The organism is Algiphilus sp. (genome assembly GCF_023145115.1).
In the GTDB taxonomy this organism is placed as follows: domain Bacteria; phylum Pseudomonadota; class Gammaproteobacteria; order Nevskiales; family Nevskiaceae; genus Algiphilus.
In genome coordinates this window covers 1-13,538 of the sequence record NZ_JAGLEJ010000040.1, presented here as the reverse complement: position 1 = coordinate 13,538, position 13,538 = coordinate 1, and the positions used below count along the sequence as shown (strand labels likewise).

Sequence of the window (13,538 nt, the reverse complement as noted above, 5' to 3'; positions counted from 1 at the left end):
CCTGCGTCATTCAATAACTCTTGGGCAGGCCGAGCACATGCTCGCCGATGTAGTTCAGCAGCATTTCGTTGTTGATCGGCGCGATCTCCATCAGTCGCACCATGGGCCAGAGCGTCACCACGTCGTAGTCGCGGTCGAAGGCGTAGCCGCCGTGGGTCTGGATGGCTGCTTCCACTGCCGCGACCGCCGCACGCGAGGCGAGCAGCTTGGCCATGTTGGCGAGCGCGCCGGCATCTTCGCCGGTGTCGAAGCGCTCGGCGGCGGAGTAGGTCATCAGCCGCGCGGCTTCGAGCTCGGCCTTGGCGAGCGCCATGCGATGCTGCAGCGCCTGGTAACTGCCGATGGGTTTGCCGAAGGGCTTGCGGTCGCGGGCGTAGCTTGCGGCCTTGTTCAGGGCATAGTCGCCGATGCCGAGCGCGGCGGCGGCGGCGAGCAGGCGCTCCGAGTTGAGCCCCTCGAACATCAGTTTGGCGCCCTTGCCCGCCGCCCCGATCAGCGCGTCGGCAGGCAGGCGCACGTTGTCGAAGAACACCATGTACTGGCGCTCGGCGGTCTCGACCTGGATGTTCAACGGCTGGAGGGTGATGCCCGGGGTCTTCATGTCGACCACGAACAGCGACATGCCCTCGGTGCGGTGTTTGACATCCGAAGCCTTCTGCGTCCGCGCAATCACCAGCATGATGTCGGCGTCGCGGGCGCCGGAGATGAAGACCTTCTGTCCGTTGAGCACCCAGTCCTCGCCGTCGCGCGTGGCCAGCGTGCTCATGTCGAAGCTGTTGGTTCCGGCGTTGGGCTCGGTGATGGCGAAGCACAGCTTGACCGATCCGTCACAGGTCGGCGTCACGAACTTCCTGATCTGCTCCGGCGTGCCGTGTCGGACAATCGGTACGCGCCCCAGGCCGGTGACGACCAGGAACAGGGTCGGCACACCGCCCAGCGCGAGCGCTTCGGCCAGCGCCACGATCTCCACCACGCCGCCACCGGAGCCGCCGTATTCCTCGGGCACGGTCAGACCCAGCAAGCCGTACTCGCCCAGGGCCTTCCACATCTCGTCCGGGAAGCGGTCCTGATCGATGCACTCCCGGATATAGGCGCGCGGGTATTGCTCGGAGATGCCGCGTGTGGCTTCCTGCACCTGGTGGATGCGGTTGGCAAGGGATTCGTTCTGGAGAGATGGTTGGTTCATGGCGTCGTGGTCTTCGTGGTAGGGGCGGAGGGACACTCGTCTTGGTCCAGCGGCAGCCGGGCGCAGACGCTCGCAGGCACGCAAAGGCCGCGCGCCGTGCTCAGCGTGATCTCGAGGTCGACCAGCCCCAGCTCGGTCTCGCGATAGGCGCGCACGATCCGTCCCTCGACACTGAGCGTGTCGCCGGGATGCGCGCTGGCGACCATCCGCATCCGGCGGCGGCGGACCAGCGTCAGCGGCCCTCCCCAGTCGGTGACGAATCGGTCGATCAGCCCGTGGAAGAAGATCGTACTGGCGTAGATGTCCGGCTGGCCTTGAGCGCGTGCGTAGACCGGGTTGTGATGGCCCGGGAAGTAGTCCCAGGTCGTGGCCGCATTGAGAATGATTCGGGCGTAATCGATGGGGAAGTGCAGTGGCGGCAGCGCCTCGCCTTGCTGCACCTGACTCCAGCACTTCTGCGGGTAGTGCTCGTTCATGCGTCACTGCCCCCTGCTTCGTAGCGATAGAGCACATTGGTGATCGTCGCCACCGGCTGCTCGGCGGCATCCAGCAGCAGCAGCCGCGTGGTCACGAAATGGCCGCGCCCCAGGCGCGTGTGCTTTTCCGGCGAGATGTCGACCATCTCTTCGCACAGGCTCAGGCGCTCGCCCCAGTGCACGGGGCGGAACAGCTCGCAGTCGGTCTCCACATTGATCAGGGTGCGCCCGGGCAGCGGCACATCAATCGCCATGGTCGGCGCAGCGCTGCGTCCATCCGGTTTCCAGGGCAGCGGCATCATCAGGCTCATCAGCATGCCGCTGGGCGCCAGTGGCGCACCGAAGGCGTGACGTGCCCATTCGGCGTCCCAGTACGCCGGGTTGCCGTCTTCGCATAGTGCCGCGAAGTACTTGCAGCGCGATTCGTCCACCGCCGTGTCCACGGGCCGCGGCTCGCTGCGCCGCCCGACCCACGTGCGCGCCTCTAGATAGCTGCCCACGGTGGCGCCAACGTCGGTGGTATCGGGAGAGGCAGAGTTCATCGCGTCAGCTCCGTGAACGTCGCGACTGCCGGGGGGCGGACCGGGGGGCATTGGTCTTCATGAAGCGGTTGACGGCGGCCCTGGTGCCGCCGTAGACGGCCTCGCGCGGCTCGCCCTGTCGGCTGGCGTCGGAGCTGATCGACACGATGCTGTCTCGCTCGGCGGGAATCATCTTCTCGAGCGCGGCGCTCGTGCAGTTGAAGACGCTGAGATAGTTGACGCGGATGATCTTGTCCCAGAGTTCGGGCGTCGTCTGGGTGAAGAACATGGGCCGCTCCCAGCCGACGTTGTTCAACAGTACGTTGATCCCGCCGTGGCGCGCGTCGGCCTGATCCATCAATGCCTTGCCCTGATCGTGCTGCGTGATATCGGTCCCGACCACCCGCACCGCACCGCGCTCACGTGCCAGATCGGCGACCTTGCCAGCCTGTGCCTCGCCGATGTCGCCTATGGTGATGCTGTCCCCTTCCTCGGCGTACGTCAGGACGATGGCGCGCCCGATGCAGGAGCCTCCGCCGGTGACGACGACGGACTTGCCGGCAAGTTCGAGATTCATGAGCGGCTTGCTCCCTGCTGGCGCCATGACGGACGGGTTCTCGGTACGACCACGGCGCGAGCTGACGGCGGACGAAACCGACGCGATGCTTGACACCGCGCCACCCTTTAGGCTGTGATTCTATCAAATGATAGTTAGATTTCATAGTTGGACTGTGCCTCCGCTCGATGCAGCGGTTGAATGCCCGGAGAGTCGTGTATGCTGGGGGTTTGTTCAACTGCTACCCCATGGCCACCGTGACAAGAAAGAAGAGTGCGGCAGCCCGGAGCCGTGATTCAGCCGCAGAGTTGACGAGGGAACAGGTGCTCAAGGCGGCCGCCAGCCTTTTCAAGCGCCAGGGTTACGCGGCGACCACGCTCCGGCAGATCGCCGACGCTGCGGGCATCCAGGCCGGCAGCGTCTACTACCATTTCGAGTCCAAAGACCGGATTCTTGGAGAGATTCTGGATCTGGGGATCGATCTGGTTCACCAAACCGTGGTCGATCGGCTCGCGGCACTGCCCGATGATGCCTCGGGCCGGGAGAAGTTTGCGGCGGCTCTGGAGGGGCATCTCACGGGTCTGCTCCAGCACGGCGCATATACCTCGGCCAGCATCCGGATTTATGGGCAGTTGCCGGTGGAGTTGAGGCGTCCCAACCGGGAGCGCCGGCGCAACTACAGCGCCCTCTGGGACCGGCTTCTGGCCGAAGCGCAGGCGTGCGGCGAGGTGCGGGGCGGCGTAGACCTGCATCTTGCGCGATTGATCGTGCTGGGGACGATCAACTGGACGGTGGAATGGTTCGACGCAAGTCAAGGGGAGTTGAACGACGTCGTCCGGGAGATGGTGAACATCCTGTCGGACGGCTTGTTTGCGGCGCGATGACGCGTCACCGAAGGGGCGGGCAACCCAACGCTTGATGGCGATACAGGTCAAACCGTGATCGGACGAGTCCGATTCACCCGGCGCCCGCCGCGAGCGCCGATTCGGATCGGACTGCGATCGGGACGCTGGATCGGCGCACTGCGCGAGCGCCTGCGGCCGATCCCGAAGGCGGCAGCGGCAGGGTCCTTCGTGGCGATGCGGGGCGTGCCCAGAGTTGCCCAATCTCATCTGGAGCCTGGTGCAGGGTGTCGGCGGGGCGGTCGGTTTCGGCGCGCTGCCTGTAGGAGTGCTAGGAGCATGCGGCTTCAGCTCGCTGTCGAGCACGGGGAGGCGCTGGTGAATGACGGTGCGGACGGGCTCGCGGCACACTCGGCCTCACGCCGAGGTGGCTGAAGGGTCTGCACGTGCGCGCCATTGTCGATTCCGGCGGCGCCGCGATTTCCGACGTGGAGATTGGCCGTCCGGGGCGGCGCATCAAAGAGGCGAGCCTTCCGGGGTGGCGCGGCTACGGCCCTGCGGACAAGGTGCGTCGTCGCCCTGTTCGATTCGGTGGTGCGCTGCGGCCCCGCCCGTTTCCGGCGCCGAATCGACTGCTTGTCACAGCTGGAGGTCCGCACGCTCAGCAAGGTGGTGATCCCTTCGGTCACCGCATCTTCTCCATGCTGCACGGACGCCGTTGCGCGCCCGGATCCACCCTTTCGTCGACGCCGGCCGCAAGCGGCGCCGCTCATCCGGGGCGCAACGCGGGTGAAGGCGCAGCAATGCGCGGCATGCCCGACGCCGGTGATGCTCCATGGCAGATTCCAGTGGCGGGACTTCACCGGCCGGGGCCATGGCTGCCGCGGTCGCTGGCGGCTTCATCATGCCCGACCGTTCACCCGTCGGGGCTTTGCCCGCGGCGCTGCCCCAAGGTGGCGATCGACTATGCGTGCATGATCACCCAGCGGGTGCTGACGTCCGAGGCGCTGCGCGCGTCCGCGGTTCAGCGGGACGAGCCGGTCCCGATCGCCGTCGGCGCCGTGCTCGGCCTACTGGCTGTCGAGCTGCGGGTGCACATTCCGCTGTCCCGGGCCCGCGTGCCGCACTGAGGAGCGCGCCGGCGCAGGGTCACGAGCAGACTTGCACGGCGCCGTGATTGCTGCGACACTAACAACTGTTAGTTAGAACCAATCGTCGCATTCCGGCCCTCCCCGAGGGCGCTTGCTGGAGACTCCATGATCGGGATCACTTCCTTCGGGGCCTATGTGCCACGTGGGCGCCTCAACCGGGCGGTGGCAGCCAAAGCCCATGCCTGGGCCAATCCGGGCCTGGCGGCGCAGGCACGCGGCGAGCGCGCAATGGCTGGCTGGGACGAAGACAGCCTGACAATGGCGGTGGAAGCCGCGCGCCATGCCCTGGCCGGTCGCCGGGTCGCGCTGGGTGCGGTCTACTTTGGCTCGACGACACACCCGTTCAGCGACCGCCAGAACGCCGGGGTCGTGGCCGGCGCCCTGGACCTGCCGGAGGCGGTCGCCAGTGCCGACTTCGGCGGGTCGCTCAAGGCCGGCACCGCCGCGTTGCTCGCCGGGCTGGACCGCGTTGCCGCCGGACGCGAGGGCGAAGTGCTCACGGTGGCGGCGGAGCACCGCCGCGCGCGCGCCGGCAGCGTGCAGGAACTGATGTACGGCGACGCCGCGGCGGCCTTCACGCTGGGCAACAGCGATGTCATCGCCGAGCATCTGGGCAGCCACAGCGTGTCGACCGATTTCGTCGATCACTACCGCGCCGCCGGCCAGCCCTTCGACTACCACTGGGAGGAGCGCTGGCTGCGCGACGAAGCCTTCCGGAAGTGGTTGCCCGAAGCCATCCGGGACGGGCTCGCCAGGCTCGGCATCGAACCCGGCTCGGTGGATCACTTCGTGTTGGCCGAACCGGCACCCCGGCTGGCCGCCGTGGCCGCCAAGCACGTGGGCATTGCCGACGAAGCGGTCGCCGACGGGCTGCACGGCACCGTCGGGCAGACGGGCGCTGCGCACGCCTCGTTGATGCTTGCTGCCGCGCTGGAGAATGCCAGGCCGGGGCAAACCCTGGTGGTGGTCGGCTTCGGCCAGGGCTGCGATGTGCTGGCCTTCCGCATCACGCCGGAAATCGCGCAGCTGACGCCGCGCACTGCCGTGGCAGCCTGCCTGGCCCGGCGCCGGGAAGAGACCGACTACGCCAAGTTCCAGGCATTCAACGACGTCGTGACCCTGGAAAAGGGTCTGCGCGCCGAAGCGAATCCGCAGACCGCGCTGTCCGCCATGTATCGCAAGCGGCGCATGCTGCTGGGCCTGGTCGGCGGGCGCTGCCGCAAGTGCGGCACGCCGCAGTTCCCTGCTGCCCCGCGCTGTGTGAACCCGAGCTGCCATCACGCCGAGGAGATGGATCCGCATCGCTTCGCCGACGAGCCGGCGCGGATCAAGACCTGGTCGTGCGACTGGCTCACCTATACGCCCGAGCCGCCGGCGCACTACGGCATGATCGAATTCGAGTGCGGCGGCCGCTTCATGGCCGACATCACCGACTGGGACCTGGGGCAGGTCAGCGTCGGGCAACCCGTGCGCATGGTGTTCCGAGTGCGTGGCCGCGATGCACAGCGCGGCATGATCCGCTACTTCTGGAAAGCGGCGCCGCTGGCGACCGCGAAGGAGGCCTGAGATGGCTGAAGGTATCCGTGACAAGGTGGCCATTCTCGGCATGGGTTGCTCGCGCTTCGGCGAGCGCTGGGACATGGGCGCCGAGGAACTGATGGAAGAAGCCTTCGCCGAGGCCCTGACCGATGCCGGCATCGAGGCGCCCCGGATCGGGGCAGCCTGGCTGGGTTCCTGCATGGACGAGGTCAACATCGGCAAGTCGGCCACCCCGGCCTCGCTGTCGCTGCGGCTCGACAACATCCCGGTGACACGCGTCGAGAACTACTGCGCCACCGGAACCGAGGCCTTTCGTGGCGCGGTATACGCGGTCGCCGCCGGCGCCTGCGACATCGCGCTGGCCATCGGCGTCGAGAAACTCAAGGACACCGGCTACGGCGGTCTGCCGGGGCTGGAAATCGGCTCGCTGCCGCCGCTGTGGTGGCCCAACCTGTCGGCGCCGGGCGTCTTTGCGCAAGTGGCCAGCGCCTACATGGAGCGTTACAAGGTATCGCGCGACACCCTCAAGCGCGCGCTGGCTGAGATCTCGGCCAAAAGCCACGTCAACGGCGCCAAGAATCCCAAGGCGCACCTGCGCAAGCCGGTGAGCTGCGATGCCATCATGGGCGCGCCCATGGTTGCCGAGCCGCTGGGCCTGTTCGACTGCTGCGGTGTCTCCGACGGTTCGGCCGCGGCCATCGTCACCACGCCCGAGATCGCCAAGTCGCTGGGCAAGCATCCCGAGCAGATGGTCACGGTCAAGGCGCTGCAGCTGGCGCTTTCCAATGGTTCCGAGGGTGGCTACAACGACTGGGACGGTTCCTACATTCTGACGACCCGCAAGGCGGCACAACGTGCCTATGCCGAAGCGGGCATCAAGAAGCCGCGCCAGGAACTGTCGATGTTCGAAGTTCACGATTGCTTCTCGATCACCGAGCTGGTGACGATGGAGGATCTGGGTCTGTCCGAGGACGGCGGCGCCGTCAAGGACGTGATGGACGGTTTCTACAACGCCGATGGCCAGATTCCGTGCCAGATCGACGGCGGCCTCAAGTGCTTCGGTCACCCCATCGGCGCTTCCGGCATTCGCATGGTCTACGAGATGTACCTGCAGCTGCAGGACCGTGCGGGCGAACGCCAACTCAAGGATCCGCGCTACGGTCTGACGCACAACCTGGGCGGCTTCCCCCACCAGAACGTCGTCGGCATTTCCATCGTTGGCCGCTATCGGTGAGCCCGGTGAGCTTGGTTCTTTCACTCCGGCAGGAGCGCAGCGAATGAATCCTCTCGCGGCCATCGTCGCGGTGTCCGAGATGAAGCCCGGACGCTACCCGCATTACAACGGCATGGAGATGTACCGACGGGTCACCGCGCAGTTCCTGCGCGAATGGCCGCAACTGCGACCCTCGGATATCGGCGGTCTGCTGTCGGCGCCGGCTGGCATGGCCTCCGCCGATGGCGTCGACGTGTTCGCGCACGAGAAGATCGCCGAAGAACTGGGCATCGAGCCGAGTTTCAGCGAAACCATCAATGCCGGTGGCGGCACCTACGCGCTGATGCTGATCCGCGCGGCCTTGGCCATCGAGCGCGGACTGTGCGATTCGGTGCTCTGCCTGGGCGCCGGACGCTTTCCCAACGTGGGCAGCGGCATGGCCGAGATGATGAGCAAGCTCATCAGCCATCCCGAGTTCGAGTACCCCTACGGCACCTACATCCCGCCCATCTTCGCGCTCAACGCCACCCGCCACATGCACGAATTCGGCACCACGCGCGAACAGCTTGCACAGGTCGCGGTGTCGCAGCGCGAGTGGTCGCTCCTGCACCCGGATGCGCTGATGGCCCCGCAGGGGGCGCTTACGATCGACAAGGTGCTGTCCTCGCGCCCCATCGCCTATCCGTTCAATCTGCTCGACTGCTCGGTGCCCAGCGAAGGCGGCTCGGCGGTGCTGGTGGTGTCGCCGGGCATCGCCAGGCGTTATGCCGAGAAGCCCTGCTTCCTGTACGGCTACGGCGAGAAGCACACCCATTCCAGCATCAGCCAGGCGCATGACCTGACCACCCTGGGCTCCAGGCAAACCTCGGCCCAGGCCTACCGCATGGCGGGCGTCGGGCCCGAGGACATGGACTTCGCCCAGCTCTACGACTCCTTCAGCATCAACCCCATCATCTATGCCGAAGACCTCGGCCTTTGTCCCAAGGGCCAGGGTGGCGCGTTCTTCGCCGGTGGCCGCACCGCGCCCGGCGGCGAGTTCCCGGTCAATACCTACGGCGGGCTGATGTCCTTCGGCCATGTCGGCGATGCGTCCGGCCAGACCATGATCGTGGAAGCGGCACGCCAGGTCATGGGCATCGCCGGTGATGAGCGCCAGTTGAAGAAGGCCGATATGGGCGTCGTCCACTGCTACGGGGGCATGATGTCCGAGCACGCCACGCTCGTCCTGGGGAGCCAGTCATGAGCAACGCCACCGTCAACCCCAAGCCGGTTCCGGAGATCAGCGCACACAGCAAGCCCTATTGGGACGGCGCGCAGCGCGGCGAGCTGATGATCCAGCGCTGCCGCGGCACCGGCCAGCCGTTCATGTATGCGCGCTGCTGGAGCCCCTTCGACTTCTCGCCGGATCCGACCTGGGAAAAGGCCAGCGGGTCGGGCACGGTGTTCAGCTACACCGTCGTGTATCAGCCGCCGTACCCGGCCTTCAAGGCCGACTGCCCTTTCGTGATGGCCATCATCCAGCTCGATGAAGGCCCGCAGATGATGAGCAACATCCTCAACTGCGCCCCCGAATCCGTGCGCATCGGCATGAAGGTCAAGGTCTGCTTCGAGACCCGCGGCGACGGCTTCAGGATTCCGCAGTTCGAACCCGCCTGAACCTTTCCGGCGGAACAACCCGTTTCCCAGAAGAAGACTGACAAGCAGGAGCATCCCATGAGCGAAGAATCCATCGCCGCCGTCCGTGAAGCCGCTGAAGGCCTGACCCGGGGCATCTCGCGCGAATACTGGCTGCAGTGCGCCCGGGAAAACAGGTTCCCGCAGAAGCTCTGGGACGCGATGGCCGAAACCGGCCTGCTTGGCGTCTCCGTGCCCGAGGAGTACGGCGGCAGCGGCGGTGGTCTTTCCGAACTGATGGTGCTCAACGAGATCACCGCCCGCGCCGGCATCATCTCGCTGTTCTTCGTGCTCGGCAGCTTTGCCCGCATGCCGATCATCAGGCACGGTACGCCCGAACAGATCGCAAAGTTCGTCACGCCCACCGCCACCGGCGAGGGCAAGATGTGTTTCGGCGTGACCGAACCCAATGCCGGCACCAACACATTCCGCCTGCAGACCACGGCGCGCAGAAGCGATGCGGGATGGCTGGTCAATGGCTCCAAGGTGTTCATCACCGGCGCGAAGGACTCGACGTCGATGCTGCTGATCGCGCGCACCTCTCCGCTCGATCCCGAACGCCCGCGCGCCGGACTCTCCCTGTTCATTCTCGATTCGCACACGCCGGGGATCGAGTTCCAGCGCCTGAACATCGATGTGCTCGGGGAAAGCCAGTACCTGGTGTTCTTCAAGGATGCCGAGCTGCCTCCGGACGCGCTGATCGGTGAAGAAGGCAAGGGCATGAAATACCTGTTCGACGGCCTCAACACGGAGCGTCTGGTGTTGTCCTCGATGGCGGTGGGCCTGGGGAACCGCGCGCTGGACAAGGCGGTGGAGTATGCCAAGGAGCGCGCGCCGTTCGGCACGCCCATCGGCAGCTACCAGGGGCTGCAGCACCCCATGGCTCGCGCCAAGGCGCATGTCGAGGCCTCGCGCCTGGTCATGCAGGAAGCCGCCCGCACCTTCGATCGCGGCGAGGATGCCGGCCCGCTGTCGAACATGGCCAAGCTGCTGACCTCGGAAGCCTGCGACGAGGCGGTGGACATCGCCCTGCAGGCCCACGGCGGCTACGGCTTCGACCAGGATTATGACGTGATCACGCTCTGGCCCTTTGCCCGCCTGATGCGCGTGGCACCGGTCAACAACGAGATGATCCTCAACTACATCGGCGAGCACGTCCTCGGCCTGCCTCGCTCCTATTGAAGCCGCACAAGCCCCCCATCCTCCTTTCACGACCTAGCCCATGGCCAACGATCTGCCCGCGACCGCAGCGCCCTATCTGTTCAAGGAACGCTGGAACGAAAGCCCCTTCATGCAGGCACAGGGTCTGACCGCGGAGGAGGTCACGCCCGGCGAGGTGGCCCTCTACCTGAGGTCGCCCACGCCGGCTCAGCGCGGCGCCGGCGGACCGCCGGACGCGATCAACGGCGGCGTGATTTCCTACATGTTCGACGGCGCGCTGGGCTATGCCATCGTTTCGGCGCAGCTGCCGTTGCTGCAGGCTGCCGGCCTGTCCCTGGCCGCCTATTCGCAGGTGACGATAAACCTCGACATCACCTATCTCGCAGCGGCACGGGGCGAGCAGTTCAAGGCCATCGGCCGCGTGCTGCGCGCCGGCCGTGGCACGGCCTTCGCCGAAGGCGAGCTGCTCAACGAACGCGGCGAGGTCTGCGCCAGCGCAAAGGGCATCTGGCGCGTGTTCTTCCCGCGGCAGTAATCCTCCAGTCTTCGGTCGGGTCCGAACATGAAACAGGATTCTCTGCGCATCGGCTGTGCCTCCGGGTTCTGGGGTGACACCGAGCATGCCGCCGCTCAGCTGGTGCAGGGCGGCAACATCGACGTGCTGGTCTTCGACTACCTGGCCGAGATCACGATGTCGCTACTGACGCGCGCCAAGGCCAGGGACCCACGGACCGGCTACGCGCCTGACTTCGTCGGCGCGCTGCGGCCGCTGCTGCGCGAGCTCAAGGCGCGCGGCGTCCGCGTGGTCAGCAATGCCGGCGGCGTGAATCCCGGCGGGTGCCGCGAAGCACTGACCCGCGCCGCCGAAGCCGAAGGTCTGAGCCTGAAGATCGCCACGGTCGCCGGTGACGATCTGCTGCCGCAGGTCGAGGCGATGCGCGAGGCCGGCGTGCGCGAGATGTTCAGCGGCGCGCCGCTGCCCGCCAAGCTGGCCAGCGCCAATGCCTATCTGGGTGCCTTCCCGGTCGCGGCCGCACTCGACGCCGGCGCCGACATCGTCGTCACCGGCCGCTGCGTGGACAGCGCGGTGGTGCTCGGCCCCTTGATTCACGCCTTCGGCTGGAAGCCCGACGATCACGACCAGCTCGCCCAGGGCAGCCTGGCCGGTCATATCATCGAATGCGGCACCCAGTGCACCGGCGGCAACTACACTGACTGGCGGTCGGTTCCGGGCTGGGACAACATGGGCTTTCCCATCGCCGACTGCGCGCCCGACGGCAGCTTCGTCGTCGAGAAGCCCGCGCGCACCGGTGGCCTGATCGACCCATCCACGGTCGGGGAGCAGGTGGTCTACGAGATCGGCGATCCGCGCAACTATCTGCTGCCGGACGTTGCCTGCGACTTCAGCCGCATCCACTTGGAGGCGATCGGGGAGAACCGCGTGCGCGTGAGCGGCGCCCGCGGCCGGCCGCCCGGCGACCAGTGCAAGGTCAGCGCTACCTATGCCGACGGCTTTCGCGCCACCGCGCAGTTCATGATCGGGGGCACCGACGCGGCGGCCAAGGCGCAGCGGACCGGCGAGGCCTTGCTGGCACGCTGCCGGCGCCTGTTCGCGGAACGCGGACTGGGCGATTTCACGGAGACCCGTATCGAGGCCCTCGGTACGGAATCCACCTATGGCCCGCACGCGCGAGCACAGACCCGCGAAGTCATCGTCAGGATCGCCGCCCGCCACCCGGACAAGGACGCGCTGGAGATCTTCTCGCGCGAAATGGCGCCGATGGCGCTGGCCAGTGCGCCCGCCATCACCGGCTTCTCCGGCGGCAGGCCCAAGGTCACGTCGGTGATCCGCCTGTTCTCCCTGCTCTGGCCCAAGGCACGCGTTCCGGTCAGTGTCGAGCTCGACGGCGAGCCCGTCGCCTGCCCGCAGATGCGCGGAGCGGAGCCGCAGGCTTTGCCGGCGGAGGAAACACCCGTGCCGCCGCCGGCCGATGCGTTGGCCGACGGCGCGCGCAGCGTGCCGCTACTGCGTCTGGCCCAGGGTCGCAGCGGTGACAAGGGCGACAGCGCCAACATCGGCATTCTGGCGCGGCGCCCCGAGTACCTGCCGTGGATTCGCGCGGCGCTGACCGAGGAGGCCGTTGCCCGGTGGTTCGCCCACCTCGTTCAGGGGCCGGTGCACCGCTACGAGTGGCCAGGCCTGAGCGGGTTCAATTTCCTGCTGGAACGCGCGCTCGGCGGCGGCGGCATCGCCTCGCTGCGGATCGATCCGCAGGGCAAGGCCTACGCGCAGATGCTGCTCGACTTCCCGGTGACGGTGCCGGCAAGCCTTGAGGTCCCGGAATGACGGGTGCGCCGATCCGACGGCTGCTGGTGGCCAATCGCGGCGAGATCGCCGCGCGCATTCTGCGCACTGCCAAGGCCCAGGGCATCGAATGCGCCATCGTGCGGCACGCCGCCGAGGACGGCGGCCTGGCACCGCAGCTCGCCGATGCCGTCGTCCCCATCGAAGGGGCAACGCCGGTTGCGGCCTATCTCGACGTGGCGCAGATTGTCCAGGCCGCGCGCCGCTGGGGCGCCGATGCGGTGCACCCCGGTTACGGGTTTCTCTCGGAGAGCCCGGCGCTGGCGCGCGCGCTGGATGAGGCCGGCATCCGCTTCGTCGGCCCGCCGCCCGCCGTCACCGAGCTGATGGGCGACAAGGTCAGCGCGCGCCGTTTCGTCGCCGAGCACGGCTTTCCGGTGGCGCCGAGCGCCATCGAGGCCGATGACCCGGGCAGCTTCACACAGCGCGCGCTGGCCGTGGGCCTGCCGATCCTGATCAAGCCGGCGGCCGGCGGCGGAGGCAAGGGCATGCGCATCGTGCGCAGCGCCGAGGTGCTGGACGCCGAGCTGGCGGCCGCGCGGCGCGAGGGGGAGCGCTACTTCGGCGACGGCCGACTGTTCGTCGAGCGCTATGTCGAACGGCCACGCCATATCGAAGTGCAGGTGCTCGGCGACCAGCACGGCAGCGTCGTGCACTTCGGCGAGCGCGAGTGCTCGGTGCAGAGACGCTTCCAGAAGATCATCGAGGAGACGCCCTCGCCGGCACTGGACGCCGGCACGCGCGCACGGATCTGCGAGGTCGCGGTCGGCATCGCGCGCGCCGCCGGCTATGTCGGCGCCGGCACCGTGGAGCTCATCCTGGGCGCCGACGGCGAGTTCTACTTCCTGGAGATG

At 67.3% G+C, this 13,538-nt stretch carries 14 protein-coding genes; 10 read left to right on the top strand and 4 right to left on the bottom strand.

Translation table 11 applies throughout. The features are described 5' to 3' along the window. Positions 1-10: 10 nt before the first annotated feature. From KAH28_RS13645 to KAH28_RS13630, 4 genes are read right to left on the bottom strand one after another with little or no spacing between them, the layout of a single operon-like run. Positions 11-1,186: an acyl-CoA dehydrogenase family protein gene (locus tag KAH28_RS13645; protein WP_223055061.1), complete on the bottom strand. Its 1,176-nt coding sequence runs from the start codon at positions 1,184-1,186 to the stop codon at positions 11-13. Next, entirely contained in the window at positions 1,183-1,662 is a 480-nt protein-coding gene (locus KAH28_RS13640; RefSeq protein ID WP_223055062.1) for a MaoC/PaaZ C-terminal domain-containing protein, read from the bottom strand. Before KAH28_RS13640 ends, KAH28_RS13645 begins: the two co-directional genes overlap by 4 nt. After that, positions 1,659-2,204, bottom strand: coding sequence for a MaoC family dehydratase N-terminal domain-containing protein (locus KAH28_RS13635; protein ID WP_223055063.1), 546 nt, complete (start codon positions 2,202-2,204; stop codon positions 1,659-1,661). The genes KAH28_RS13640 and KAH28_RS13635 overlap by 4 nt, the downstream gene beginning before the upstream one ends. A gap of 4 nt (positions 2,205-2,208) precedes the next feature. Further along, entirely contained in the window at positions 2,209-2,760 is a 552-nt protein-coding gene (locus tag KAH28_RS13630) for an SDR family oxidoreductase (protein ID WP_223055064.1), read from the bottom strand. Between the two features lie 302 nt (positions 2,761-3,062). On the opposite strand from KAH28_RS13630, the gene KAH28_RS13625 reads away from it, so the two are divergent. From KAH28_RS13625 to KAH28_RS13580, 10 genes are all read left to right on the top strand, one after another. Beyond that, a complete protein-coding gene (locus KAH28_RS13625) occupies positions 3,063-3,623 on the top strand; it encodes a TetR/AcrR family transcriptional regulator (protein ID WP_223055065.1) in 561 nt (186 codons plus the stop codon). 404 nt (positions 3,624-4,027) lie between these two features. Beyond that, the gene (locus KAH28_RS13620; RefSeq protein WP_290577512.1) at positions 4,028-4,711 is read left to right on the top strand and encodes a hypothetical protein; all 684 of its coding nucleotides are present in this window, start codon (positions 4,028-4,030) and stop codon (positions 4,709-4,711) included. Between the two features lie 126 nt (positions 4,712-4,837). After that, entirely contained in the window at positions 4,838-6,298 is a 1,461-nt protein-coding gene (locus tag KAH28_RS13615; RefSeq protein ID WP_290577511.1) for a 3-oxoacyl-[acyl-carrier-protein] synthase III C-terminal domain-containing protein, read from the top strand. 1 nt (position 6,299) lies between these two features. Beyond that, positions 6,300-7,505: an acetyl-CoA acetyltransferase gene (locus tag KAH28_RS13610; RefSeq protein ID WP_223055068.1), complete on the top strand. Its 1,206-nt coding sequence runs from the start codon at positions 6,300-6,302 to the stop codon at positions 7,503-7,505. Positions 7,506-7,548: 43 nt separating this feature from the next. After that, positions 7,549-8,727: a hypothetical protein gene (locus KAH28_RS13605; RefSeq protein ID WP_223055069.1), complete on the top strand. Its 1,179-nt coding sequence runs from the start codon at positions 7,549-7,551 to the stop codon at positions 8,725-8,727. After that, on the top strand, positions 8,724-9,140 hold the full coding sequence (locus KAH28_RS13600) for an OB-fold domain-containing protein (RefSeq protein WP_223055070.1): 417 nt from the start codon (positions 8,724-8,726) through the stop codon (positions 9,138-9,140). Before KAH28_RS13605 ends, KAH28_RS13600 begins: the two co-directional genes overlap by 4 nt. Before the next feature lie 57 nt (positions 9,141-9,197). After that, positions 9,198-10,340 carry an acyl-CoA dehydrogenase family protein gene (locus KAH28_RS13595; protein ID WP_223055071.1) on the top strand — a complete coding sequence of 381 codons (1,143 nt, stop codon included), beginning with the start codon at positions 9,198-9,200 and terminating at the stop codon, positions 10,338-10,340. Between the two features lie 40 nt (positions 10,341-10,380). Next, positions 10,381-10,854: a PaaI family thioesterase gene (locus tag KAH28_RS13590; protein ID WP_223055072.1), complete on the top strand. Its 474-nt coding sequence runs from the start codon at positions 10,381-10,383 to the stop codon at positions 10,852-10,854. Between the two features lie 27 nt (positions 10,855-10,881). Further along, entirely contained in the window at positions 10,882-12,666 is a 1,785-nt protein-coding gene (locus tag KAH28_RS13585; protein WP_223055073.1) for an acyclic terpene utilization AtuA family protein, read from the top strand. Beyond that, a partial coding sequence (locus KAH28_RS13580) for a biotin carboxylase N-terminal domain-containing protein (protein ID WP_290577510.1) occupies positions 12,663-13,538 on the top strand: 876 nt, incomplete at its 3' end. The genes KAH28_RS13585 and KAH28_RS13580, both read left to right, overlap by 4 nt.

What these genes read in the sequence shown, in the direction of transcription:
- KAH28_RS13640 (WP_223055062.1), bottom strand. Translation starts at nt 1,662, where the DNA reads ATGAACGAGCACTACCCGCAGAAGTGCTGGAGTCAGGTGCAGCAAGGC.
- KAH28_RS13610 (WP_223055068.1), top strand. Translation starts at nt 6,300, where the DNA reads ATGGCTGAAGGTATCCGTGACAAGGTGGCCATTCTCGGCATGGGTTGC.
- KAH28_RS13600 (WP_223055070.1), top strand. Translation starts at nt 8,724, where the DNA reads ATGAGCAACGCCACCGTCAACCCCAAGCCGGTTCCGGAGATCAGCGCA.
- KAH28_RS13590 (WP_223055072.1), top strand. Translation starts at nt 10,381, where the DNA reads ATGGCCAACGATCTGCCCGCGACCGCAGCGCCCTATCTGTTCAAGGAA.
- KAH28_RS13630 (WP_223055064.1), bottom strand. Translation starts at nt 2,760, where the DNA reads ATGAATCTCGAACTTGCCGGCAAGTCCGTCGTCGTCACCGGCGGAGGC.
- KAH28_RS13615 (WP_290577511.1), top strand. Translation starts at nt 4,838, where the DNA reads ATGATCGGGATCACTTCCTTCGGGGCCTATGTGCCACGTGGGCGCCTC.
- KAH28_RS13595 (WP_223055071.1), top strand. Translation starts at nt 9,198, where the DNA reads ATGAGCGAAGAATCCATCGCCGCCGTCCGTGAAGCCGCTGAAGGCCTG.
- KAH28_RS13645 (WP_223055061.1), bottom strand. Translation starts at nt 1,186, where the DNA reads ATGAACCAACCATCTCTCCAGAACGAATCCCTTGCCAACCGCATCCAC.
- KAH28_RS13585 (WP_223055073.1), top strand. Translation starts at nt 10,882, where the DNA reads ATGAAACAGGATTCTCTGCGCATCGGCTGTGCCTCCGGGTTCTGGGGT.
- KAH28_RS13605 (WP_223055069.1), top strand. Translation starts at nt 7,549, where the DNA reads ATGAATCCTCTCGCGGCCATCGTCGCGGTGTCCGAGATGAAGCCCGGA.
- KAH28_RS13635 (WP_223055063.1), bottom strand. Translation starts at nt 2,204, where the DNA reads ATGAACTCTGCCTCTCCCGATACCACCGACGTTGGCGCCACCGTGGGC.